This window comes from Lebetimonas sp. JH292 (assembly GCF_000523275.1).
Classification (GTDB): domain Bacteria; phylum Campylobacterota; class Campylobacteria; order Campylobacterales; family Nautiliaceae; genus Lebetimonas.
This window is the reverse complement of sequence record NZ_ATHQ01000004.1, coordinates 18,983-39,143: the sequence shown is the minus strand read 5'-3', so window position 1 is coordinate 39,143 and position 20,161 is coordinate 18,983. Positions and strand designations below refer to the sequence as shown.

26 protein-coding genes are annotated in these 20,161 nt (G+C 30.8%); 9 read left to right on the top strand and 17 right to left on the bottom strand.

What is annotated here, in order from left to right; translation table 11 throughout:
• Positions 1 to 122: 122 nt before the first annotated feature.
• From DZ64_RS0110150 to msrB, 6 genes are all read right to left on the bottom strand, one after another.
• Positions 123 to 431, bottom strand: a complete 309-nt coding sequence (locus DZ64_RS0110150) for an iron-sulfur cluster assembly protein (RefSeq protein ID WP_024790441.1) — start codon at positions 429 to 431, stop codon at positions 123 to 125.
• 9 nt (positions 432 to 440) lie between these two features.
• The gene (locus tag DZ64_RS0110145; protein ID WP_024790440.1) at positions 441 to 923 is read right to left on the bottom strand and encodes an HIT domain-containing protein; all 483 of its coding nucleotides are present in this window, start codon (positions 921 to 923) and stop codon (positions 441 to 443) included.
• 79 nt (positions 924 to 1,002) lie between these two features.
• A complete protein-coding gene (locus DZ64_RS0110140; RefSeq protein WP_024790439.1) occupies positions 1,003 to 1,629 on the bottom strand; it encodes an ATP-binding cassette domain-containing protein in 627 nt (208 codons plus the stop codon).
• Complete coding sequence (locus tag DZ64_RS0110135) at positions 1,626 to 1,934, bottom strand: MTH1187 family thiamine-binding protein (RefSeq protein WP_024790438.1); 309 nt, start codon at positions 1,932 to 1,934, stop codon at positions 1,626 to 1,628. Before DZ64_RS0110135 ends, DZ64_RS0110140 begins: the two co-directional genes overlap by 4 nt.
• Before the next feature lie 206 nt (positions 1,935 to 2,140).
• Positions 2,141 to 2,878, bottom strand: a complete 738-nt coding sequence (locus DZ64_RS0110130) for an alpha/beta fold hydrolase (protein ID WP_024790437.1) — start codon at positions 2,876 to 2,878, stop codon at positions 2,141 to 2,143.
• A gap of 1 nt (position 2,879) precedes the next feature.
• Positions 2,880 to 3,248 carry a peptide-methionine (R)-S-oxide reductase MsrB gene (gene msrB / locus DZ64_RS0110125; protein ID WP_024790436.1) on the bottom strand — a complete coding sequence of 123 codons (369 nt, stop codon included), beginning with the start codon at positions 3,246 to 3,248 and terminating at the stop codon, positions 2,880 to 2,882.
• A gap of 51 nt (positions 3,249 to 3,299) precedes the next feature.
• Between msrB and recR the strand changes: the two genes are divergently transcribed.
• The gene (recR, locus tag DZ64_RS0110120; protein ID WP_024790435.1) at positions 3,300 to 3,863 is read left to right on the top strand and encodes a recombination mediator RecR; all 564 of its coding nucleotides are present in this window, start codon (positions 3,300 to 3,302) and stop codon (positions 3,861 to 3,863) included.
• Between the two features lie 34 nt (positions 3,864 to 3,897).
• Here the strand turns inward: recR and DZ64_RS0110115 are convergent, their stop codons facing one another.
• The 4 genes from DZ64_RS0110115 to DZ64_RS0110100 are packed head-to-tail and all read right to left on the bottom strand — an operon-like array spanning position 3,898 to position 8,351.
• Positions 3,898 to 4,296 carry a YchJ family protein gene (locus DZ64_RS0110115; RefSeq protein ID WP_024790434.1) on the bottom strand — a complete coding sequence of 133 codons (399 nt, stop codon included), beginning with the start codon at positions 4,294 to 4,296 and terminating at the stop codon, positions 3,898 to 3,900.
• Complete coding sequence (locus DZ64_RS0110110; RefSeq protein WP_024790433.1) at positions 4,283 to 5,983, bottom strand: molybdopterin-dependent oxidoreductase; 1,701 nt, start codon at positions 5,981 to 5,983, stop codon at positions 4,283 to 4,285. Before DZ64_RS0110110 ends, DZ64_RS0110115 begins: the two co-directional genes overlap by 14 nt.
• On the bottom strand, positions 5,983 to 7,527 hold the full coding sequence (locus DZ64_RS0110105) for an AAA family ATPase (protein WP_024790432.1): 1,545 nt from the start codon (positions 7,525 to 7,527) through the stop codon (positions 5,983 to 5,985). Before DZ64_RS0110105 ends, DZ64_RS0110110 begins: the two co-directional genes overlap by 1 nt.
• A complete protein-coding gene (locus DZ64_RS0110100) occupies positions 7,527 to 8,351 on the bottom strand; it encodes an NAD(+)/NADH kinase (protein WP_024790431.1) in 825 nt (274 codons plus the stop codon). Before DZ64_RS0110100 ends, DZ64_RS0110105 begins: the two co-directional genes overlap by 1 nt.
• A 121-nt stretch (positions 8,352 to 8,472) precedes the next feature.
• Here DZ64_RS0110100 and DZ64_RS0110095 point away from each other — a divergent pair, with 121 nt between their 5' ends.
• A complete protein-coding gene (locus tag DZ64_RS0110095; RefSeq protein ID WP_024790430.1) occupies positions 8,473 to 8,967 on the top strand; it encodes a bacterioferritin in 495 nt (164 codons plus the stop codon).
• A gap of 1 nt (position 8,968) precedes the next feature.
• On the opposite strand, the gene DZ64_RS13595 is transcribed toward DZ64_RS0110095, so the two are convergent.
• Genes DZ64_RS13595 through DZ64_RS0110080 form a run of 3 tightly spaced genes read right to left on the bottom strand, consistent with a single transcriptional unit; the run spans position 8,969 to position 10,475 of the window.
• Positions 8,969 to 9,313 carry a CHAD domain-containing protein gene (locus DZ64_RS13595; RefSeq protein WP_024790429.1) on the bottom strand — a complete coding sequence of 115 codons (345 nt, stop codon included), beginning with the start codon at positions 9,311 to 9,313 and terminating at the stop codon, positions 8,969 to 8,971.
• Between the two features lie 53 nt (positions 9,314 to 9,366).
• Positions 9,367 to 9,543 carry a hypothetical protein gene (locus DZ64_RS13590; protein ID WP_236618766.1) on the bottom strand — a complete coding sequence of 59 codons (177 nt, stop codon included), beginning with the start codon at positions 9,541 to 9,543 and terminating at the stop codon, positions 9,367 to 9,369.
• A complete protein-coding gene (locus tag DZ64_RS0110080) occupies positions 9,534 to 10,475 on the bottom strand; it encodes a mechanosensitive ion channel family protein (RefSeq protein WP_236618765.1) in 942 nt (313 codons plus the stop codon). The genes DZ64_RS13590 and DZ64_RS0110080 overlap by 10 nt, the downstream gene beginning before the upstream one ends.
• Positions 10,476 to 10,689: 214 nt before the next feature.
• Between DZ64_RS0110080 and aspS the strand changes: the two genes are divergently transcribed.
• The 7 genes from aspS (at position 10,690) to DZ64_RS0110050 (ending at position 15,176) form a co-directional block, all read left to right on the top strand.
• Complete coding sequence (gene aspS, locus DZ64_RS0110075; protein WP_024790427.1) at positions 10,690 to 12,450, top strand: aspartate--tRNA ligase; 1,761 nt, start codon at positions 10,690 to 10,692, stop codon at positions 12,448 to 12,450.
• The gene (locus tag DZ64_RS0110070; RefSeq protein WP_024790426.1) at positions 12,443 to 12,688 is read left to right on the top strand and encodes a ferrous iron transport protein A; all 246 of its coding nucleotides are present in this window, start codon (positions 12,443 to 12,445) and stop codon (positions 12,686 to 12,688) included. Before aspS ends, DZ64_RS0110070 begins: the two co-directional genes overlap by 8 nt.
• Positions 12,689 to 12,790: 102 nt before the next feature.
• Positions 12,791 to 13,363, top strand: coding sequence for an adenylate kinase (locus tag DZ64_RS0110065; RefSeq protein WP_024790425.1), 573 nt, complete (start codon positions 12,791 to 12,793; stop codon positions 13,361 to 13,363).
• On the top strand, positions 13,363 to 13,626 hold the full coding sequence (locus tag DZ64_RS11690; RefSeq protein WP_051430047.1) for a molybdopterin-binding protein: 264 nt from the start codon (positions 13,363 to 13,365) through the stop codon (positions 13,624 to 13,626). Before DZ64_RS0110065 ends, DZ64_RS11690 begins: the two co-directional genes overlap by 1 nt.
• A complete protein-coding gene (locus DZ64_RS11685; RefSeq protein WP_051430046.1) occupies positions 13,623 to 14,075 on the top strand; it encodes a competence/damage-inducible protein A in 453 nt (150 codons plus the stop codon). Before DZ64_RS11690 ends, DZ64_RS11685 begins: the two co-directional genes overlap by 4 nt.
• A complete protein-coding gene (locus tag DZ64_RS11680; RefSeq protein ID WP_024790424.1) occupies positions 14,063 to 14,731 on the top strand; it encodes a response regulator in 669 nt (222 codons plus the stop codon). Before DZ64_RS11685 ends, DZ64_RS11680 begins: the two co-directional genes overlap by 13 nt.
• Positions 14,721 to 15,176, top strand: coding sequence for a DUF202 domain-containing protein (locus DZ64_RS0110050; protein ID WP_024790423.1), 456 nt, complete (start codon positions 14,721 to 14,723; stop codon positions 15,174 to 15,176). Before DZ64_RS11680 ends, DZ64_RS0110050 begins: the two co-directional genes overlap by 11 nt.
• Positions 15,177 to 15,186: 10 nt before the next feature.
• Here the strand turns inward: DZ64_RS0110050 and DZ64_RS0110045 are convergent, their stop codons facing one another.
• From DZ64_RS0110045 to DZ64_RS0110030, 4 genes are read right to left on the bottom strand one after another with little or no spacing between them, the layout of a single operon-like run.
• Positions 15,187 to 16,050: a CoB--CoM heterodisulfide reductase iron-sulfur subunit B family protein gene (locus DZ64_RS0110045; RefSeq protein WP_024790422.1), complete on the bottom strand. Its 864-nt coding sequence runs from the start codon at positions 16,048 to 16,050 to the stop codon at positions 15,187 to 15,189.
• Position 16,051: 1 nt separating this feature from the next.
• Positions 16,052 to 17,020 carry a succinate dehydrogenase/fumarate reductase iron-sulfur subunit gene (locus DZ64_RS0110040; RefSeq protein ID WP_024790421.1) on the bottom strand — a complete coding sequence of 323 codons (969 nt, stop codon included), beginning with the start codon at positions 17,018 to 17,020 and terminating at the stop codon, positions 16,052 to 16,054.
• A gap of 10 nt (positions 17,021 to 17,030) precedes the next feature.
• Positions 17,031 to 18,737, bottom strand: a complete 1,707-nt coding sequence (gene sdhA, locus DZ64_RS0110035) for a succinate dehydrogenase flavoprotein subunit (protein ID WP_024790420.1) — start codon at positions 18,735 to 18,737, stop codon at positions 17,031 to 17,033.
• 1 nt (position 18,738) lies between these two features.
• The gene (locus DZ64_RS0110030; RefSeq protein WP_024790419.1) at positions 18,739 to 20,160 is read right to left on the bottom strand and encodes a glutamate synthase subunit beta; all 1,422 of its coding nucleotides are present in this window, start codon (positions 20,158 to 20,160) and stop codon (positions 18,739 to 18,741) included.
• Between the last annotated feature and the right edge of the window lies 1 nt (position 20,161).

The window sequence follows — 20,161 nt, the reverse complement described above, 5'->3', positions numbered from 1 at the left end:
TATATTCTTCAATGTTTAAAATACTCATGTGTAAATCCTTTACTTTTTTCTTTCTTTTATCCTCAACATCTATATTAGGATTTACACAGTTTTTTTGATGGGGCCGAGTTTTTAAGAAAAGTTTAAACTCCGCAACCAGAATTTCCTCCTCTCCAGTATTTTTTTTCCAATTCTAAAAATTTCTGTTTTTCAACTTCGCTCATTATTCTTTCATTATATTCCAGTTTTAACCCCATATTTTCAAGGGGTGTTTTTACAGAATTAATAATTTGCTCTTTTATAGGAATTCCTTCGAACGGCCATACAAATGTGGCTTTAACTGTGTTTCCTTCAAAATCAATATTTTCCAGCATACCAAGATTTACCAGACTTGTGGCAATTGCCGGATGTTGGATGCTTTCTATTGTCTGAACTATTTTAAAAAAATCCATTTTTTCTCCTTAAAGGTATTTTTTAGAAATTTTTTTAATTTCTTTGTATATTTTATCAAAATCTGCACTGTAAACCCTGGTTTCAAAAACAGTTGTCATCATATTTGTATCTCTTTTAAACCTTGGGACCAAATGCAGATGTATATGCCCTGGAATTCCGGCCCCTGCGTCAAATCCCAAATTCCATCCCATATTTATTCCATCCGCTCCAAAATCTTTTAGAATTTTACATCCAATTTGAGCCATTTTCGCAATGTATGTTACTTCTAATTCATTTAAATTTTCATATTCTCCAACATGTCTGTTTGGAATTATCATAAAATGCCCCGGATTATAAGGAAACCTGTTCATTACAAAGAAGCATATTTCATCTCTGTAAAATACCTCATTTTCATCATCATATTCTGGAGATTTTGCAATATTACAAAATACGCATTCTTTTTGTTTTTTAGTATGGTATTCTCTTCTCCAGGGAGCATAAAGTCTATCCATTAAAAAATCTTTTTAAATGTTTTTCATTTAAATTAAATAATTTATTTATATTTTTTTTGTTTAATATATTTAAATTTCCTTATTTAAATATTTTACCATTATTTAACATAATAATATTCCTAAATAAATTATTTATTTCATAAAAATCATGGGTGATTAAAATAAGTTTTTTATTAAGTGTTTTTATAAAATCCCAAAATTCATATTTTGCTTTAATGTCAAGTCCATTTGTAGGTTCATCTAAACATAAAATTTTTGGATTATGTATCACTGCCCTTGCAATCAATACTTTTTTTATTTCACCAAGCGACAGAGTAGTTATATCCTGATTCGGGTTAAGATTAAATTTTTTACAAATTTCATAAGTTTTTTCTTTTTCTTTTTCATTGAATTCAAAAAAATTATAAACAACCAAAGCTTCTCTAAAAGATGAAATAATAGAATCAAATACGCTAATATGTTCGTTTTTATAAAAATATTCCAAATCAGAATTTACAATCCCAAAAATTTCCCTAGCCTCTTTTAAAGTTATTTTTTTACCAAAAACAAGCCTTTCTGTTAATTTCATCGGATACAGTTCATGCGTAATAACTTTTAAAAGTAAGCTTTTGCCACTTCCGTTTGGCCCTAAAATTACTGTATTGTCGTTTATTTCCAAACTGTCAATATCCAAAATATGATGTTTTACACCTTTTAGTTTTATCAATTAACTTTTCCTATTTTCTTTTCAATTGATTCAATTTTTTGCTTCATTCTGTTATTTTTATTTTTCCTAATATCCATTTTTATTGTTGTATAGACTCTATTGCAGTCAGGCTCTAAAAGTTTATAAGCTTTATTTATTATTTCAGTGGCTTCTTCAATGGTATTTACTTCATATATTGTTCCCATCGGCGTTAATTGATAATTGATATCGCTTTCTTTAAACATTTTTATAATTCTGCTTACATATTCACTAACACTCTCTCCTTTATCTGTTGGGAACATAGCAAATTCAACCAATACACTCATAAGACCTCCTTTTTATCGTAGTTTCAAGTGATTTTCTAAAATTTCTTTTTTTAATAAAAGCTGTCTCTTACATAAATTATTATCAGAATGAATCTGTTTTTTTTTTTTTATCATTTATCCTGCATATAAAAATATGTATAAAGGATTGTATTTACTTGTAGGTGCCTGAAGTTTTGCATTGACAGATAGAAATAAAATTAATTTTTTCATATTACTTTTTTAATTTTTTTTTCTATTTTTTTTCTGTTTTCTTTTGCATTGTTCATATTGGGTGAGTTGAAAAAAAAGTAATGATTTCCATTTAACATAATAATTTTACTTTTTAATAATTCACCCTGTTTTTTAACTGATTTAGGTGGAACTGCTGTGTCTTCATCTCCTCCGAAAATTAATACTTTTCCTTTATAATTTCTAAAAATTTCACTGAAATCTTCATCCACAACTTTTTTGAAAGTTTCATACATATTTTCATTCATTCCTTTAGCATCTTTGCTTACAAAATATTTTCTAAATTTACTTAGCCCTAAAAATTTTAATGTTTTATAAAATTTTATTTTAAGTCTAATGTTAATCGGTTTTGGCAAAACTATTCCGGCACTTGCAAGAAGTACAAGTAAATCCGGTTTAAGAAGGGTTGCAACTTTTCCCCCAAAACTGTGTCCTATTATAATATCTTTTTTTATATTTAGTTCATTTAAAAATTTATCCATTATTTTTGCATAATCAAAAGTGGTTAAAATATAATCATTACTGCTTTTTCCAAATCCCGGCATATCAATATAAATATGTCTGAAATCATTAAAATTATTACTAAAAACTTTCATTATTTCTTTATTACTACCCCAGCCGTGCAAAAAAATAATGTTTTTTTCTTTATTTGGATTTATAATATCATAAGCAATTTTAAATTTTTTATCATCTATTTCTACATTTCTAACAGCCAAATTAAACCTTTGATATAAATTTAAGACTAACTGAATTTATACAATATCTAAGTCCAGTTGGCGCTGGTCCGTCTCCAAACAAATGCCCAAGATGTGATCCACAGTTTGCACACATTACCTCTACCCTGTTCGTTCCACCGCTGAAATCAGGAGCTTCAAGAATTTTCCCAACCGGCATATAAAAACTCGGCCATCCTGTGCCGCTGGCAAATTTATGCTCTGAGCTGAAAAGCTCTTTTTCACAACATTTACATGCATAAATACCCGTTTTTTTATTATCCCAGTATTCATTATCAAAAGCCGGTTCTGTTCCTTTATTGCAAATAACATATTTTTCAAAATCGTTTAACTTATTTTTACAGTTACACAAATTATCAACCTTTGTTATAATTTCACAAATTTTACTAAAATTAGGAGAAAAATGAAAGATTTAAATTCAATCAATGAATTAATTGAAGCTTTGGAAGAATTACCGAGCATTGGCAAAAAAAGTGCAACAAGACTTGCTTTATTTTTGGCAAAAGATAAATTCAGGGCAATGAAACTGATTAATGCTATTGAAAATGTAGTAACAAATATAAAAGAATGTTCAATTTGCGGCAATTTCAGCGAATATGAAATATGTGAAATATGTGACAATCCAAACAGAGACAAAATACTCGCAGTTGTGGAAAACCCAAAAGATATAATGATTATTGAAGAAAGCGGGAGTTACAACGGGTACTATTTTGTTTTAAATTATTTAGATGATGAAAAAATTCAAAAACTAAGAAATTTTATAAAAGATAAAAAAATAAAAGAAATTATTTTTGCATTCCCGCCTTCGGTTGAAAGTGAAGCAAGAAGTTTATATTTAGAAGATAAATTAAAAGATTTGAAAATTGAATTTTCTCAAATTGCCCAAGGTGTTCCAACGGGAGTACATTTTGAAAATGTTGATATTAATTCCCTTACAAAAGCAATAAAACTCAGACACAAAGTTTGAAATTTTTTTACAAAGCCATATTTTGTAAAATCCGCTAAATTTCATATTGTACTCCGTCTACATAATACCATTTATCAACTTTTACAAATCGGCTTTTTTCGTGCATAATATAATTATCAATATATGCTTTAAATTCAACAAACGCCTCTTTTTTTCCATTTATAAATTCAATAATTTCTAATTTTTTGAAATAACTATTACTAAAATCTTTTATAGATTCAATCCAAGCCTTTTTGTCTTTTTCAAAATGAGGGGAATCTTTATGAGTGGTTTTTATAATATATTCGACATTGCCCACAGCATAAGCAGAATATCTGCTTTTCATAAGGAGCAGTGCATCGGGTGCTGAATTTAATTTATGCCATCTAAAACAGCAGTCTTTATATTTTTTACCGCTGTCGCATGGACATAAAGAATTTTTACTGAATTTCATAATATGCATTTTCCCCTTTTGCTTTTAATATTTCATTTATAACAGTTCCGCCTTTTGTATAAATTATATTTTGGGGTATGTTTTTATCATATTTTATTGAGTTTTTATTGATATTTTTTTTAACCCAATTTAACATAATATTTTTACTCTCTGGATTTATATAAATATTTTCATCCTTTTTAAACTGTGAATTCAGGGCTTTTGCTTCTTTTGCCGTAATAATTTCAAACTCTTTTTCATTTCTTTCAAACAATTCAGTTAAAAAATGAAACTTTTTATCTTTTGTAAAAAAACCTTCGCTGTAAGGAGGTTTATCAAATACCTTTTTTTTATAAACATTGTCATTTATTTTTTCTAAGTTAGAATCTAAAATTTCCCTGATATATTCGTCTTCTTTTTTCAATTCTCCAAATCCAAATTCATTAAATAAATATTTTGTAAACTCATACTCACTAATTCTTTCATCGTGGCCGTTTTTCAAGCAGCCAGATGAGCAAGGCTCATTTTCCATTTTCCATTTCACATTTTCCATTGTTAAAACATATTCATGAAAATAACTTCCCCTTACATCTTTTTTTTCATAAAAATCTTTTGTAGGAATAAAAAGATTTGCAATTTTTGCCGTTTCATCATAATATTTTCCAAATACAATTAACTTTTTTTCTTTTAATTTTTTCCATTTATCCCTGTTTACAAAACTGACAAGCGGATTTGCCCCCTGAATAAAAACTACATCAAAATTATCCAGATTAACATCAAACAGAGCCACTTTGTTTTTATGATTTATTTTAAAAGGGTTGTTTATCCCAAAACTGCTGCTTCCGAGATATGCAACGCCCCTGTCTTTTTTTCCGAAATAATCCAGCATATAAAAAAGTGAATCAACTGCCCATGCGGTTTTATAACACTCTTTACATTTAGAAATACCAAGCCCCGTTAAAACAACAGCACCTTCGGTTATTATTTCAAACAATTTTTCAGCCTGTTTTTTATTTACTCCGGATTTTTCAATTAATTCGTTTTTGGAATAAGAAAAAACTATTTTTTTAAATTTTTCAAAATCCAAACCATCATCTTTTTTAACTAAATTTCTTTCCATTGTCATTTGGGAAAGCAATGCAGCTAAATAATAATCAGAATTTGGTTTTACCTGAATAAAAAAATCAGAATTTTTAGCTGTTTTAGTATTTATTGCATCAATTGTGACAATGAATTTATTTTTTATTAAAGGCAAAAGATGAATATTAGTAACATATGGGTTTCTTCCCCAAATAATAATATTCTTAGCATTTTTTATAATCCATATTGGTAAAATTAAACTTTTGCCTCTTGATTTTTTAATACCCTTCTCCCCTATTCCGTCACACGTGCTTCCAACGGCAAAAGTAGCACCGTATTTTTCAAAAAATAATTTCGTAACATTTTGCATTAAGCCCATATTTCCTGAGCCTTTGATAAATAGAACTTTTTTAGGCTCAGTTGATTTTAATATGGTTGTAAATTTATGTAACACTTTATTTAACATAATATTTTTACCATTAAATTTAGGTGATTTTTCAGTCGGAAAATTAAAATAATTGTTTAATTTCCAGCAAAGATAAGTCGTTATTCCCTCTGCTTTAATTTTCCGTTTCCCGTTTTCAGTTTTTAACTGGCAGGCATCCCAGCAATCAAATGGGCAAAACATTATTTTCCTTTTAAAAGCTCTTTTGCATATTCATAAGCTTTTTTACTTTTTTCTTTTCCGCCTATTATTCTGGCAATTTCATTTATTCTTTCATTAACGCTCAGTTCTTTCACATAACTTTTATTATTTTTTTTTGTAACCAAAAAATGTTTATTGGCTACACTTGCAAGCTGAGGCTGGTGCGAAATAGCAAAAATCTGATATTTAGTAGATAAATACTTTAAAACTTCTGCCACACTCATACTCTCCTCACCACTCAAATTTGCATCAATCTCATCTAAAAAAAGACTTTTTTCTTCATCTTCGTATTCAAGTTTACTAGCCAAAAGCGCTACTCTAAGTCTGTTGAATTCACCGGTAGAGAGTGTATTAGTATCTATATCATTGATGACTATTTCGACTTTATCTTTCCCAGACTCGTTTAACACATCTTCGGCAAAATGTATTTTAGCCTCAGGCATATAAAGTTTTTTTAAAAAATAATTAATCTTTTCTTCAAGCTTTTTTGCCGCAATGATTCTTTTTTCAGTTATAAACCGGGCTGTTTCATTTAAGATTTTTTTAAGTTCCTGAATTTCATTGATAAGTTTTTCTTTTTCAAAAGATATATTTTCAAACCTGTTTAATTCCTCTTTTTTTTCTTCATAATATTTAAGTGCTTCTTCAATACTTCCAAACCTTCTGATTAATTCCTGAAGTTTGGATAATCTTTCCAACACTTCTTCTATATTTACATTCTCCAAAAAAGACGCTTTTTCCACAGCTTTATCAATCATAATTCTAAGTTCATTCATAGTATTTGAAAAAAATTCTCCGTTTTCGTCAATCATTTCCAAAAATTCATATACAATATGTTCTAAATCAAATATTCTTTCTACTTCCTGAATTTTATCTTTGATTTTTTCTAATTTACTTAAATCTTTTTTTATTTTCATAAGTTCTTCAAACTCCCCTATTTTTGGGGAAATTGATTCTATTTTTTCTATTTCATACTTTAGAAATTCTTTTTTTTCAGCAGATTTTTTCTGTTTTTTCGTTATTATTTCCAGTTCTTTTAATAGTTTTTTATATTTATTGTAGAGGTTTTTATATTCATTTAATTTAACATAATAATCTTTCTCTTGAATAATTTTATCAAGCAGACTTAATATATTTTTATTTTCAAACTCTTTTATTTCCCTTAACGACAGATAATCCAGAAATTTTGAAGAAATTTCTTTAATTGTTTTTTTACTAACCGCCTGATTGTTTATAAAATACCTGTTTTTGTTTTTTTTAATCTGTTTAAAAATAAGTACCTCATCGTTTTCGATTCCATATTTTTCCAAATCTATATCTGCATCAACAACAGCCTCCGACAAAGCGGCATTTACGTCAAAATATCCGAAAATTGACAAAATTCCCCTCATTAAAACAGATTTCCCAGCCCCGCTGGGACCCGTAAAAACAATCAGACCTTTTGAAAATTCAAGTTCAACTTTCTGAAATTCAAGCTCGACTTCTTCAAATGTAACATAATCTTTTATATAGATTCTTTCTATCACTACCCTTCTCCCCAATGAAGTTTTTCCCTTAACACATCAAAATAATTTCTCTCCATCCTGTGTATCAATTTTGCAGGATATTTTGCTTTTCTCAGTTTAATGTCGGAATTTATATCAAATATTTCCTGACCGTCTATTATCATTTTTGCAAAATCTTCTTTCACTTTCGCCTCTATTTTAAATTTACTTGGAATAACAAGAGGCCTTTGTGTAAGAGAATGCGGACAAATAGGCGTTAATATAAAACTCTCCGTCAAAGGATACACAACAGGGCCGCCGGCGCTTAAATTATATGCGGTCGAACCTGTGGGAGTGGAAATTATAAGCCCGTCTCCGTGATAAGTATTTAAATGGGCCTCATTAGTATCTATATCTATATGTATCATTGAAGAATTAATATCCTTACTGATAACCACATCATTAAATGCATATAAAAGATTATTGTTAAATTCAACTTCAATAACCATTCTTTCATCTATTCTATATTCACCTTTTAAAAATTTTTCAATAAATTCATTAATGTTTTCAGGATTTATATCAGTTAAAAACCCGAGTTTTCCTGCATTTATACCAAGTATAGGCTTATGATACCTGTAACTTCTTCTTGTAAGTGAAATTAAAGTGCCGTCTCCCCCGAGTGCGACAAGAAAATCAGCCTCTTCGCACATTTTATTAAAATCCATCCCCAAAAGTCCTATTAATTTTGCACAAACAGCATCGATTAAAACTTCTATATTGTTTTTTTCAAAAATTTTTTTTATCTCTAAAAAATCCCTTTTTATTTTTTCATCCGCTTTCGGTTTAAGTACAAATCCCGCTTTCAATTTAAACCTTTTTTTATAATTATATCAAGTTATGAACATTTATAATAATAAATTATTTTAACAGAAAAATATTATTTTTTAAAATTTTATGTTATAATATCCAAAACCAAAAGGAGAAAAAATGGACAGAAGCAAATCAATAGAATTATTAAATAAAGCAGTGGGGGAAGAGCTCAGTGCAATTCACCAATATATGTATTTTCATTTTATACTGGACGACTTGGGATATGATTTACTGGCCGGTATTTTTAAAAAAACTGCAATTGAAGAAATGCTGCATACTGAAAGATATGCCGAGAGAATTTTATTTGTAGGCGGTGAAATTGAAATGAAACCGGCCCATGAGGTAGAGCATATAAGAGACCCAAAAGAAATGCTGAAATGGGCTATGAAAAGCGAAGAAGATGCAATAGATATGTATAACGATTTTGCCCTCGCTTGTGCTGAAGCAAAAGATTCTGGAACAAAACAGCTTTTTGAAAGTATAATAGCTGATGAAGAAAGACATTTTGACACATTTGAGACAGAATTTGAAAACCTTCAAAAATTCGGTGACAGATATCTTGCCCAGCAGGCAATGGAAAGAAGTAAAAAACAAGGAATGCCGGCAGAATAATCTAAGCGCTGAGAATATCGTTTATAAAAACACTTCTTATCTTTTCCGCTTTTTTAATATATTTATTTTTCTTTTTAATTATTTTTTTAGTGTCTTTGTTAAATTTTTTTCTTAATTTTTCGCAATTATAATAATCATGGGCTTTTCCCAAATTATCCTGAATTAATTTTAAAATATCTTCATATTCAGGATGAGTGTATCTGCATTTTTTAATTTCTATTCTTATTTTATGAAGAGTTTTGTCATCTTTATCTAAAAAAGTTTCATTCAAAATTTTTAAACAATTTTCAATTGAAATCTCTTTTTCTTTTTCAATAGGTTTTATTTCACTTTTAAAATTATCCAAAAATTCTAAAAATTTTTCCCTTAATTTTTTATGTTTTTTCTTTAGAAATTTTTTTATTTTTCTGTATCCCTGAATTTTGAGGAATTTTTAAGCAGATTTTCAAGACCTGTGTGGGTTTTACCTTCTTTTTGTAATTTAGAAAGAGCTTTTCTTGCAGCAACTCTTAATTTATGCAAAATCTTAGCGCTGTCTGATTTTTTATATTTTTCAATTAATTTTTTTATTTCCATAATTCATCCCTTTTATCAATAAAAACTTCCTGAATGGGATAGGCTAACTCTAATTTAGAATTTTCAATTATATTTAATATTCTAAGATAAACATCCTGTTTAACTCTCAGCCACTCTTCCCAGTTTATACTTATCGAATAGGCATAAACCAAAATATTCATAGAATATTCATCAAATTCATCCAAGTACACAAGCAGCGTTTTTCTTATCCCGTATTTGTCTTCCATAGAAAAAAGTGCATTTTTATACATAATTTGCCTCAGTTTATTTTCTATTTTTTTATCTGTTACAATTCCCGGATGCTTTTGGAGCATTTTTTTTATTTCTTTAATAACCCTTTTAATTTCTTCGATATCGGTGGAATATTTAATTTTTACCCAAAATTTTATTCTTCTTCCTATGAACCTTCTGGAATAATTTTTTATCCAGCTGTTGGCCAAAAAAGAATTGGGAACCGTTATTAAAGCATTGTCAAATGTTCTGACCTGTGTGGAAGTAAGGCCTACATCGGCAACCAGACCTTCAAAATCTTTTGTTTCTATCCAGTCCCCCTGATGAAAGGCGTCTTCACTGATAACCCTTATGGAATCAAAAAAATTCTCCAATGTACCTTTGGCCGCCAAACCTATAATAGCGCCGCCCACACCCAAAGATGTTACAATAGCAGCAATATTCACCCCCAAATGGGTTAATATTGAAATAAAAATAATTAAAATTATAAAAAGTTTTGTAAAATGAATAGATAAATTAAAAACTTCTTTTCTTACATTGGTTTTATGGGATAAATTAATTGCGATTATTACATAAATAATATATTTGATTATTTCATAAAACAGCCAGCCTATAAACAAAACATTAAAATAAAAAACCCATTCTTTGATTTTATAATTTTTTAATAAATAAAAAACAAAATTTCCGTCAATCAACAACAATAATGGTATTGAAATTTTATAAATTCTTGAATAAAAAAGTTTAAAAAAAATATTTCTTCTATGCTTAAATATAAAATATTTTATATATTTAACAAAAAAAATTGAGAATAAATTGAACAATACAATAAAAATTAAAAGATAAATGCTGTTCATTGGCATCCTTTGAAAAAATTATAGCACATTTTGATATAATTGCGCTTAAAAAAGGATATTAATGAGAAGCCACTACTGTGCAGAACTTAATGAATTGAATATTGGAGAAGAGGTGGAACTGGTAGGATGGGTAAATTCACACAGAGACCACGGAGGGGTTATTTTTATAGACCTCAGAGACAGAAGCGGGCTAATACAAATTGTTGCAGATCCGGCTGACAGTGTTGAAGCTCATAAAATTGCCGAAATAGTAAAAGACGAATATGTAATAAAAACAAAAGGTAGAGTAAGATTAAGAGGTGAAGGCCTTGAAAACCCAAAACTTAAAACTGGAAAAATCGAAGTTGTAGCTGATTCTTTGGAAATCGAAAACACATGCGAAGTTTTGCCTTTTCAAATCGGAGATAAAAATGTAAATGAGGAACTTAAATTAAAATACAGATATTTGGATTTAAGGGACCCTGACAATTTAGAAACATTCGTTTTAAGAAGCAAAGTCACAAAAGCCGTGAGAGATTATTTTGACAGTGTGGGCTTTATTGATGTAGAAACACCTATTCTTACCAAATCCACTCCGGAAGGTGCAAGAGACTATTTAGTACCGAGCAGGGTTCACCCCGGGAAATTTTATGCACTTCCCCAATCACCTCAGCTTTTTAAACAAATTTTAATGGTAGCTGGATTTGACAAATATTATCAGATTGCAAAATGCTTCAGAGATGAAGACCTCAGAGCCGACAGACAGCCGGAATTTACACAGGTTGATGTGGAAATGAGTTTTGTAACACAGGAAGATGTAATTAAAACAATTGAAGGTATGACAAAAGAAGCTTTTGCAGTAGCCGGGATTGATGTTAATCTCCCGATTGAAAGAATAACTTATCATGAAGCCATGGAAAAATACGGAAGTGACAAACCGGATTTAAGATACGATTTGGCAATGATTGATGTAATAGATGAATTTGTTGATTCAAACAATGAAATTTTCAGCAATATTGCAAAAGATAAAATTAAAAACAGATTTAAAGCTCTTAAAATTCCTGGAGGGGATAATTTTTATTCAAGAAAAAAATTAAAAGAGCTTGAAAATTTCGTTAGAAAATTCGGAGCAGCGGGACTTGCATATATCCAAATAAAAGAAGACGGTTTAAAAGGCCCGATTTTAAAATTTTTAAGTGAAAAATCACTTGAAAAATTAATATCTAAACTTAATCCCCAATTGGGAGATATCATATTTTTCGGGGCAGGATATAAAAAAACGGTACTTGATTATATGGGAAGGCTGCGTGCTAAAATAGCAAAAGAGATGAATTTATATAATGAAAAAGATTTTAAATTTGTCTGGGTTACTGATTTTCCAATGTTTGAAAAAGATGAAAAAGGAAACCCTACTCCGCTTCACCATCCTTTTACCATGCCTAATATGCAAACTTGGGATGAAAAAAATTTTGAAAATATAAAATCAGTTGCTTATGATTTAGTCTTAAACGGTTATGAAATCGGAGGAGGAAGTATACGTATACATAAAGAAGAAATCCAAAAAAAGGTGTTTAAGCTTTTAGGTATCAATGAAATTGAAGCAAGGGAAAAATTTGGATTTTTACTTGACGCACTTAAATTCGGTGCACCTCCTCACGGCGGATTCGCACTTGGACTTGACAGGGTTATAATGCTAATGCGTCATACTGATAACATAAGAGACGTAATTGCGTTTCCAAAGACACAAAAAGCCCAGTGTCTTCTGACAGAAGCACCTAATGAAGTGGAAACAGCCCAGTTAAAAGAATTACACATAAGAATACATAAACCTAAAAATGATTAGATTAAGTGATCTTAAAAACGGAGATGTTTTTAAAATAATTGAATTTGACCGTTCCTGCGGGAATTTCAAATACAGAATGCAGGATTTGGGTATTAGAAAAGGACAGATGGGACAAATTATAAATAAATCAATTTTTGGCCCTGTTGAAATTGACATAGAAGGCAGAAAAATTGCCATTGGTAGAGGAATGAGCAAAAAAATATATGTTAAAAAATTTGAATGTCCGGTGTTTAAATAGTGAGTGATGAGTTATGAATTATGAGTTGTGAATTATGAGTTATGAGTTACCAAATAGCCAAGTTAGAAGTTAAGAAATAAATATAAAAAAAGGAGTAAAAAAATGAAAAAACTGTTTTTAATTATAGGTGCACCCGGAAGCGGAAAAACAACGGATGCAGAACTTATTGCAAAAAGAAATCCAGATACAATTGTGCATTATTCAACAGGTGATTTATTAAGAGCCGAAGTTGCAAGCGGAAGCGAGCTTGGCAAAAAAATTAAAAGCTATATTGATAACGGAAATTTAGTACCTCTTGAAATAGTAATCAACACAATCAAAAGCGCTATTGAAAAAGCAGATAAAAACATAATTTTAATAGACGGTTTTCCAAGAAGTGTAGAACAAATGATTGCCCTTAACGAAATGCTAAAAACAAGCAAAGATATTGATTTAGTGGCTGTAATAGAAGTGGAAGTTAGTGAAGAAATTGCAAGAGACAGAGTTCTTGGAAGAGCAAGAGGTGCTGATGATAATGTTGAAGTATTTAACAATAGGATGAAAGTGTTTTTAGGCCCTATTAACGATATAGAAAAATTTTATTCAAAACAAAAAAAAGTTAATAAAATAAACGGTGAGAGAACAGTTGAGGAAATTGTTGATGAAATGGAAAAAATAATAAAAGAAAAAATTTAATGAATATTTTTCAGGTAATTATAGGAACGGAAATACTAAACGCAAGAAGAGAGGATAAACATTTTAAATTTTTAAGAGACGAATTAATAAAAAGAGGATATGAACTAAAAGCCTCTTTTATTATAAAAGACGACCCCCTTTTAATTAAAAATATTTTTAATTTTATAAAAAAAACTTCTAATTCTTATCTTTTCTGTTATGGCGGTATCGGGGCAACTCCGGATGATTATACAAGAAATTTAGCTGCAGAAGTTTTTAAATGAAATATAATCAGGATTTTATAAAAAAAATAGATAAAAAATTTCCGGGTGTTGATAATTCAAAAAAATACCCTCTGGCATACTGGCCTAAAAATGCAAAGCCTCTTTGGAATAATCCTATAAACGGTTTTCCCGGATTTTATATTGATAACAAATTTTTCTTTATGCCGGGATTTCCTGAAATGGCACATCCTATGACTATAGAAGCTCTGGATAAATTTTTTCCTTTAAAAAATAAAAAGAAACGCTACACTCTTTTAGCACATGCAAAAGAATCTGAAATGCTTGATATTATGAATAAAATCCCTAAAAGTGTAGAATTTTCCACTTTGCCAAAGCTGGATTATACCAGTGAAATATCTTTTGCTGGAGATGGTGCAAAAAAAGTTTATGAATGGTTTAAAAATGAGCTAGCCAATAAAAATATAAAGTTTGAAGAATGCGGGGATTAAAAAATTTAAACGTTCTTTTTGTAGAAGACGACGAAATGGTAAGAGAAGCTTTTTCGTTACTTGTTAAGGATTTATTCAATAAATTTTTTATTGCGGAAGATGCAAAAAAAGCAATTGAAATTTTTAACAACAATAATTTAGATTTAATAATTACAGATATTAAAATGCCTGAAATTTCCGGTTTGGAACTTTCCGAATATATCAAAAACAGAGATAAAAACATTATAATTCTTGTAATTACCGCTTTTTCAGATATGGATTATATGAAAAAAGCTATTGATATAGGAATTGACGGATATTTGACAAAACCCATTTTTAAAGATTCTCTGTTTAAGACATTAAAAAAATTTGCAAAAATTATCAATGAAAGAAAAGAGACAAAAGAATATTTGGAAATTTTAAAAAATTTAATAGAAGAAAAAAATTATCCAATCTGTATCTGTAAAAATAATCAAAACATAATCTGTAACAAACCTTTTAAAAATATTTTTGGTAAAATTAACGATTTAGAAGAATTTGAAGATAAATTTAATATTGAATTTGATTTCAAAAAAGAAAAAACAGAAAAAATCAACAATAAAAAATTTTTAATTAAAAGCGTTCATTTTCCAAATGATTATTACAAAATTGAATTTAAGGAATTACATGTTTTATGATATATTAATATTAACAAGTGCAGTTATTGTATTGATGAGCTTTTATAATTTATATAAAGCAGCCAAAATTGAAAAAAATTTTGATAATTATCTTTTTATTATTACTTCCGAAAAAAATTATTATATAGGTGCTGTAATATTTTCATTAGCAATACTTATTATTGCTACTTATCAGGCAATTCCCTATGGAACAAATAAAAAAATATTTTCGATTATATTATTTTTTTTAGCTGTTTTTTTATTATCTTTATCTCATTTGGTTTATTATTATAGAGTTAAAAAGAAATTAAGTGATTATAAAGATTTTTTTGAAAAATTTGGAATTGATTTAAACAACAATTGTGAAAAGCTTATGCTAAAACATATTTATTCAAAAGAAAAAGATTTAGAAAAAATAAAAGAAATTTTTAAATTAAATAAAAATTTATGTAAAGATAAAAAATAAGGCGAAAGCCTTAAAATTTTACATCTATTACATGATGATTTAACCCTATTTCTTCAGCAGAATATCCAAACGCCAAAGCCAGCATTTCAGGCAGATGAAGAACAGGTATATTAAAATCCTTATTTTCCCTTTTTGCAATAGCCCTTTGTTTTACATCAAGGTTTAGATGACACAAAGGACACGGCGTAACAATCGCCTCAGCTCCGGCATTTGTAGCATCTTCCAAAATATTAGAAGTTAATTTTTCACTAACAGGAGTATTTTGTAAATCAACATGAAAACCGCAACATTTAAGTTTTGTAGGATAATCAATACTTTCACCCATCAATACTTTTATAAGATTCTCTATTGCATTTGGCTTATAAGGGTTTTCATTTAAATTATCCCCGTCATGTGTTTTTGAAGGTCTTATTATATGACATCCGTAAAACGGGGCAATTTTTAGATTAAGAGGTCTTTTTATATGTTTTGCAATTTCCTCATATCCTATATCTTCTAAAATAGCATATAAGAAATGCTGTATTTTAGTATTGCCCACATATCTATAACCAAGTTCGCCCAGTTTCTGATTAACTTTTTCTTTTAATTTTTCATCAACATCCAGTTTTCTTTTGGTGTTTTCAAGCATCAGCTGGCATGTATTGCAAAGTGTTACCATTTTAAGGCCTCTTTTTTCAGCAAGGCATATATTTCTTGCATTTATTACCAGTGATAGGAATTCATCAAAATCCTGCAGATGTCCGGCCCCGCAGCAGCTGGCCTCATTTAAAACTTCTATTTCTATACCCAGTGTTTTTGCCACCAATAAAGTAGATTTTAAAAGTTCAGGTGTTGATTCTTTAGCTGTACAACCGGTGTAAAGTGCATATTTCATATTAACCCTTTAATTCGTGTGTTTGTGATATTTCAACTAATTTTTTAATCTCTTCCACACCTTCAGATTTAGGCATATTCCATGGAAATTTTATTTTGCCTTTTTTAAGCATTTCCATAGCTTCAGGCAAATGTCTTGCCACATTAATACCCTCAGAATATAAAACAAGCATTCCTTCGTCTAAAATACCGTGTTTTTTTATAGAATGTACAAATCCTTCTGCATGTTTGGCAGCCACATTTTTCTTGGCGACACCTTCTTCAAAAATCTGATTATGAAGATGGGTGATTTTAGTAAACGGATCCACTCCCTTAGGGCAAACCTCTATACAGGCCTGACATTTTACGCAATCCCACACACCAATTCCCAATTTATCAACAAATTCCAGCCTTTCTTTTTTAGCTTCATCTCTGCCATCAGCACTAAATCTGTATGTTTTAGCAAGAGCCTGAGGTCCGAGAAAATCTTTATTAGCCCTGATACTTTCACATGCATAAAAGCAGCATCCGCAGGCAATACAGTAATCCGCATTTTCCAATGCTTCCACTTCTTCGGGTTTTACTAAATTTTCTTTTTCGGGATGTTCGTCTATATTTGCTATAAGATACGGTTTTACTTTTTTATTTTTATCCCAGAAATCTTTTTTATCTATTACCAAGTCTTTTATAATTTTTTCCCTATTTTTGCTTAACGGCTCAACTATAAGCACTTCGCCAAAATCTTCAATTGCTTCTTTTAACGGCGTTTTGCATGCTAAAACATTTTTACCGTTTAATTTAACTGCGCAGCTTCCGCATATTCCATGCCTGCAGCTTCTTCTGTAACTGAGGCTTCCGTCAAACTTCCATTTTATTTCATTAAGCGCATCCAATAAAACCGCATCCTCTCTTAATTCGAGTTTATATTTATCAAAATGAGGTTTATCATCCTTTTTGGGATTAAACCTGTAAACTTTTAAAGTAATTTCCATTATCAACCCTTTAATATTTTCTCTCTTGAGGTTCGAATTTTGTTATTTTTACAGGGGCATATTCAATTTTTATGTTATCGTTTTCCAAATAACCGAATGTATGTTTTAAGAAATTTTCATCGTCTCTTTTTGGAAAATCTTCCCTGAAATGCGCCCCCCTGCTTTCTTTTCTTTCAACTGCGCCGGCAGTAATAAACAGTGCATAATCAAGCATATGACCAAGTTCTATTGCTTCTTGCAAATCAGTATTATAAACTTTTGATTTGTCATCGAGTTTTATATTTTTATATCTATTGCGAAGTTCTTTTATTTTTTCTTTTGCCTCAAGCAGATTTTTTTCCTCCCTGAAAACACCTACTTTTGTACTCATAAGCTCCTGCAGCTCTTCCCTTATTTTGGATGTTCTCTCATCTCCGTTGTTATTCAAAAGAAAATCAACTTCACTTAAAGCATTTTCTACGTCGCTTGTTTTTGCTTCTTTAAAATCAATATCTTTTAAATCTTCAGCAATCTGGCCGCCTACCCATCTTCCAAAAAAGAGTGCCTCAAGCAGTGAATTAGCCCCAAGCCTGTTGGCACCGTGAACACTAACACAGGCGCATTCACCAGCCGCATAAAGACCTTCGCTTAATTCATCAGTCGATTTTCTGACATGTCCGTTTATATCAACAGGTATTCCTCCCATTGAATAATGGGCGGTTGCAGAAATTAAAATAGGCTCTTTTACCATATCCCTGCCTAAAAATGTCAAAGCCAAATCCCTTAGTTCCGGAAGTCTTTCTTGTATTTTCTTTTCTCCCAAATGAGTTAAATCAAGATAAACTGCAAAATGGTCTTCTTTTGCACCCCTTCCTTCGATTATTTCTTTCATAATAGCCCTGCTTACAACATCTCTAGGAGCCAGTTCCATTTTTTCAGGTGCATATTTTTCCATAAACCTCTCACCAAGTCCGTTTATCAGTTTACCACCCTCGCCTCTTGCGGCTTCACTCATTAATATTCCGCTTCCGGCAAGTCCCGTAGGGTGAAACTGCACAAATTCCATATCTTCAAGCGGCAGCCCTTTTCTTGCAAATATAGAAAGACCGTCCCCTGTATTTGCATGTGCGTTTGAATTTATTTTAAAAGCCCTTGCATATCCTCCTGTTGCAAACATAACGGCCTTTGCATTAAAAATGGCAAAACTTAAATCCCTTATATTAAAAGCCGCAACTCCGTAAGCTTTGCCATTTTCATATAAAATATCACTTACATACCATTCATCAAGCATTAACACATTTTCTCTCACACACTGTTCGTAAATTGTCTGAAGGAGCGTAAGTCCGGTTCTGTCTTTTGCAAAACATGCTCTCGGTTTACTCTGACCCCCAAAAGGCCTCTGGGCAATTCTGCCATCTTCCCTTCTGCTAAAAACCGCCCCCATTCTTTCAATCCATCTGATTGTCTCAGGCGCCTTTGAACACATAAGCTCAACCGCATCCTGATCTGCTAAATAATCACTTCCTTTAACAGTGTCGAACATATGAAATTCAGCCTTGTCATCATCAGCCAAAGCCGCATTTATTCCACCCTGAGCGGCACCTGAGTGTGAACGCAGAGGATGAAGTTTTGTAAGAACCGTTACATTTTTACCGGCCCTGCTCAGCTCTCTTGCCGCAGCAAGTCCAGCCAGTCCAGCCCCAACTATAACCACATCGCTTTTATAAATTGGAATCATTTTAATCCTTTAATCCTAAATATTCTAAAATGCCAACTGCCGCTTCTCTTCCGTCTCTTGCAGCTGTTACAACCAAATCGGCACCTCTAATTGCATCTCCTCCGACAAAAACTTTTTCATTAGTGGTCTGATATTTTTTATTTACAACAGGACATCCCCATTTGTCAGTCTCAATACCGGCATGCTCATACCAAGGGAATTTAACGGTATCAAACCCTAACGCCAATATAATTATATCACAAGGAATTTCAAAATCACTCTCTTCTATAACTCTAACCCTTTTTCTTCCGCTCTCATCTGGCTCTCCCAGTTCAGTCTGCTGACACACAATTCCTTTTACATTATTATTTTCATCAACCATTACAGCTTTTGGTGCTGTGTAAAATTTAAATTTTACACCTTCTTCTTTTGCATTTACAACTTCTTTTTTGCTTCCAGGCATATTGGATTCATCTCTTCTATATACACAGTAAACTTCCTTGGCCCCTGCCCTTACACTGGTTCTTACTGCATCCATGGCACTGTCACCACCGCCTATAACAACAATTCTTTTATCTTTTAAAACACAATCGTCAAAATCCTGAAAAACTCTTTTTTGAGCGTTTGTTAAAATATCCATTACATGATAAACACCGTTAGCATTTTCATTTTCCATTCTCGCCCCCCTGCCGCTTGGAGCACCGACACCTATAAACACTGCATCAAAATTTTCAACAATCTTTTCAAAATCTTTTTCTTCTAAAATAGGTGAATTCAAATGAATTTTAAGCCCAGCTTCTTGCATCCATTTAAATCTTCTGAAAACAACTTCCTTATCAAGTTTGAAATTAGGAATACCGTATGTTAAAAGTCCACCCGGTCTGTCGGATTTTTCAAAAATTTCCACATTTGCCCCGCCTCTTAAAAGAAAAGTGGCGCAGCTCATCCCGGCAGGTCCGCTGCCTATTACAGCGACTCTTTTTTTTCTCCTTCTATCTTCTCCGTAATATGGTTTATATCCTTTTTTAAATCCTTCTTCGCTGATAAAAACTTCAATAGCACCTATTGCCACGCTTCCATGGTCTGTTTTGGATAATACGCAATTTCCCTGACACAAACTGTCATGCGGGCACACTCTTCCCATAATTTCAGGAAAAGGGGATTTTTCGTTACTAAGCTCAAATGCTTTTTTCAAATTTCCGCGTCTTACTTCTCTTATCCACTCTGGAATATAATTATTAAGAGGGCATCCTGTTCTGCAAAAATTAAATTCGCTCTCAAGCCCCCTTAAAACATCTATAGGACAGGTAAGACATCTTTTAGCCTGCTGTGCGGCTTCTTCTTCATTAAACTCAATATAAACCGGTTCAAAATCTTTTACCCTTTCATTGGCTTCTCTTTTTCTTTGAATTTTTTTAGGAACCGCTTTAAAATCTTTTTTCATT

Bases quoted from the DNA above. Each gene is read 5' to 3' on its own strand.
- DZ64_RS0110150 (WP_024790441.1), bottom strand. From the start codon at position 431: ATGGATTTTTTTAAAATAGTTCAGACAATAGAAAGCATCCAACATCCG.
- DZ64_RS0110145 (WP_024790440.1), bottom strand. From the start codon at position 923: ATGGATAGACTTTATGCTCCCTGGAGAAGAGAATACCATACTAAAAAA.
- DZ64_RS0110135 (WP_024790438.1), bottom strand. From the start codon at position 1,934: ATGAGTGTATTGGTTGAATTTGCTATGTTCCCAACAGATAAAGGAGAG.
- recR (WP_024790435.1), top strand. From the start codon at position 3,300: ATGAAAGATTTAAATTCAATCAATGAATTAATTGAAGCTTTGGAAGAA.
- DZ64_RS0110115 (WP_024790434.1), bottom strand. From the start codon at position 4,296: ATGAAATTCAGTAAAAATTCTTTATGTCCATGCGACAGCGGTAAAAAA.
- DZ64_RS0110110 (WP_024790433.1), bottom strand. From the start codon at position 5,983: ATGTTTTGCCCATTTGATTGCTGGGATGCCTGCCAGTTAAAAACTGAA.
- DZ64_RS0110095 (WP_024790430.1), top strand. From the start codon at position 8,473: ATGGACAGAAGCAAATCAATAGAATTATTAAATAAAGCAGTGGGGGAA.
- DZ64_RS13590 (WP_236618766.1), bottom strand. From the start codon at position 9,543: ATGGAAATAAAAAAATTAATTGAAAAATATAAAAAATCAGACAGCGCT.
- aspS (WP_024790427.1), top strand. From the start codon at position 10,690: ATGAGAAGCCACTACTGTGCAGAACTTAATGAATTGAATATTGGAGAA.
- DZ64_RS0110070 (WP_024790426.1), top strand. From the start codon at position 12,443: ATGATTAGATTAAGTGATCTTAAAAACGGAGATGTTTTTAAAATAATT.
- DZ64_RS0110065 (WP_024790425.1), top strand. From the start codon at position 12,791: ATGAAAAAACTGTTTTTAATTATAGGTGCACCCGGAAGCGGAAAAACA.
- DZ64_RS11690 (WP_051430047.1), top strand. From the start codon at position 13,363: ATGAATATTTTTCAGGTAATTATAGGAACGGAAATACTAAACGCAAGA.
- DZ64_RS11685 (WP_051430046.1), top strand. From the start codon at position 13,623: ATGAAATATAATCAGGATTTTATAAAAAAAATAGATAAAAAATTTCCG.
- DZ64_RS11680 (WP_024790424.1), top strand. From the start codon at position 14,063: ATGCGGGGATTAAAAAATTTAAACGTTCTTTTTGTAGAAGACGACGAA.
- DZ64_RS0110050 (WP_024790423.1), top strand. From the start codon at position 14,721: ATGTTTTATGATATATTAATATTAACAAGTGCAGTTATTGTATTGATG.
- DZ64_RS0110045 (WP_024790422.1), bottom strand. From the start codon at position 16,050: ATGAAATATGCACTTTACACCGGTTGTACAGCTAAAGAATCAACACCT.
- DZ64_RS0110040 (WP_024790421.1), bottom strand. From the start codon at position 17,020: ATGGAAATTACTTTAAAAGTTTACAGGTTTAATCCCAAAAAGGATGAT.
- sdhA (WP_024790420.1), bottom strand. From the start codon at position 18,737: ATGATTCCAATTTATAAAAGCGATGTGGTTATAGTTGGGGCTGGACTG.
- DZ64_RS0110030 (WP_024790419.1), bottom strand. From the start codon at position 20,160: ATGAAAAAAGATTTTAAAGCGGTTCCTAAAAAAATTCAAAGAAAAAGA.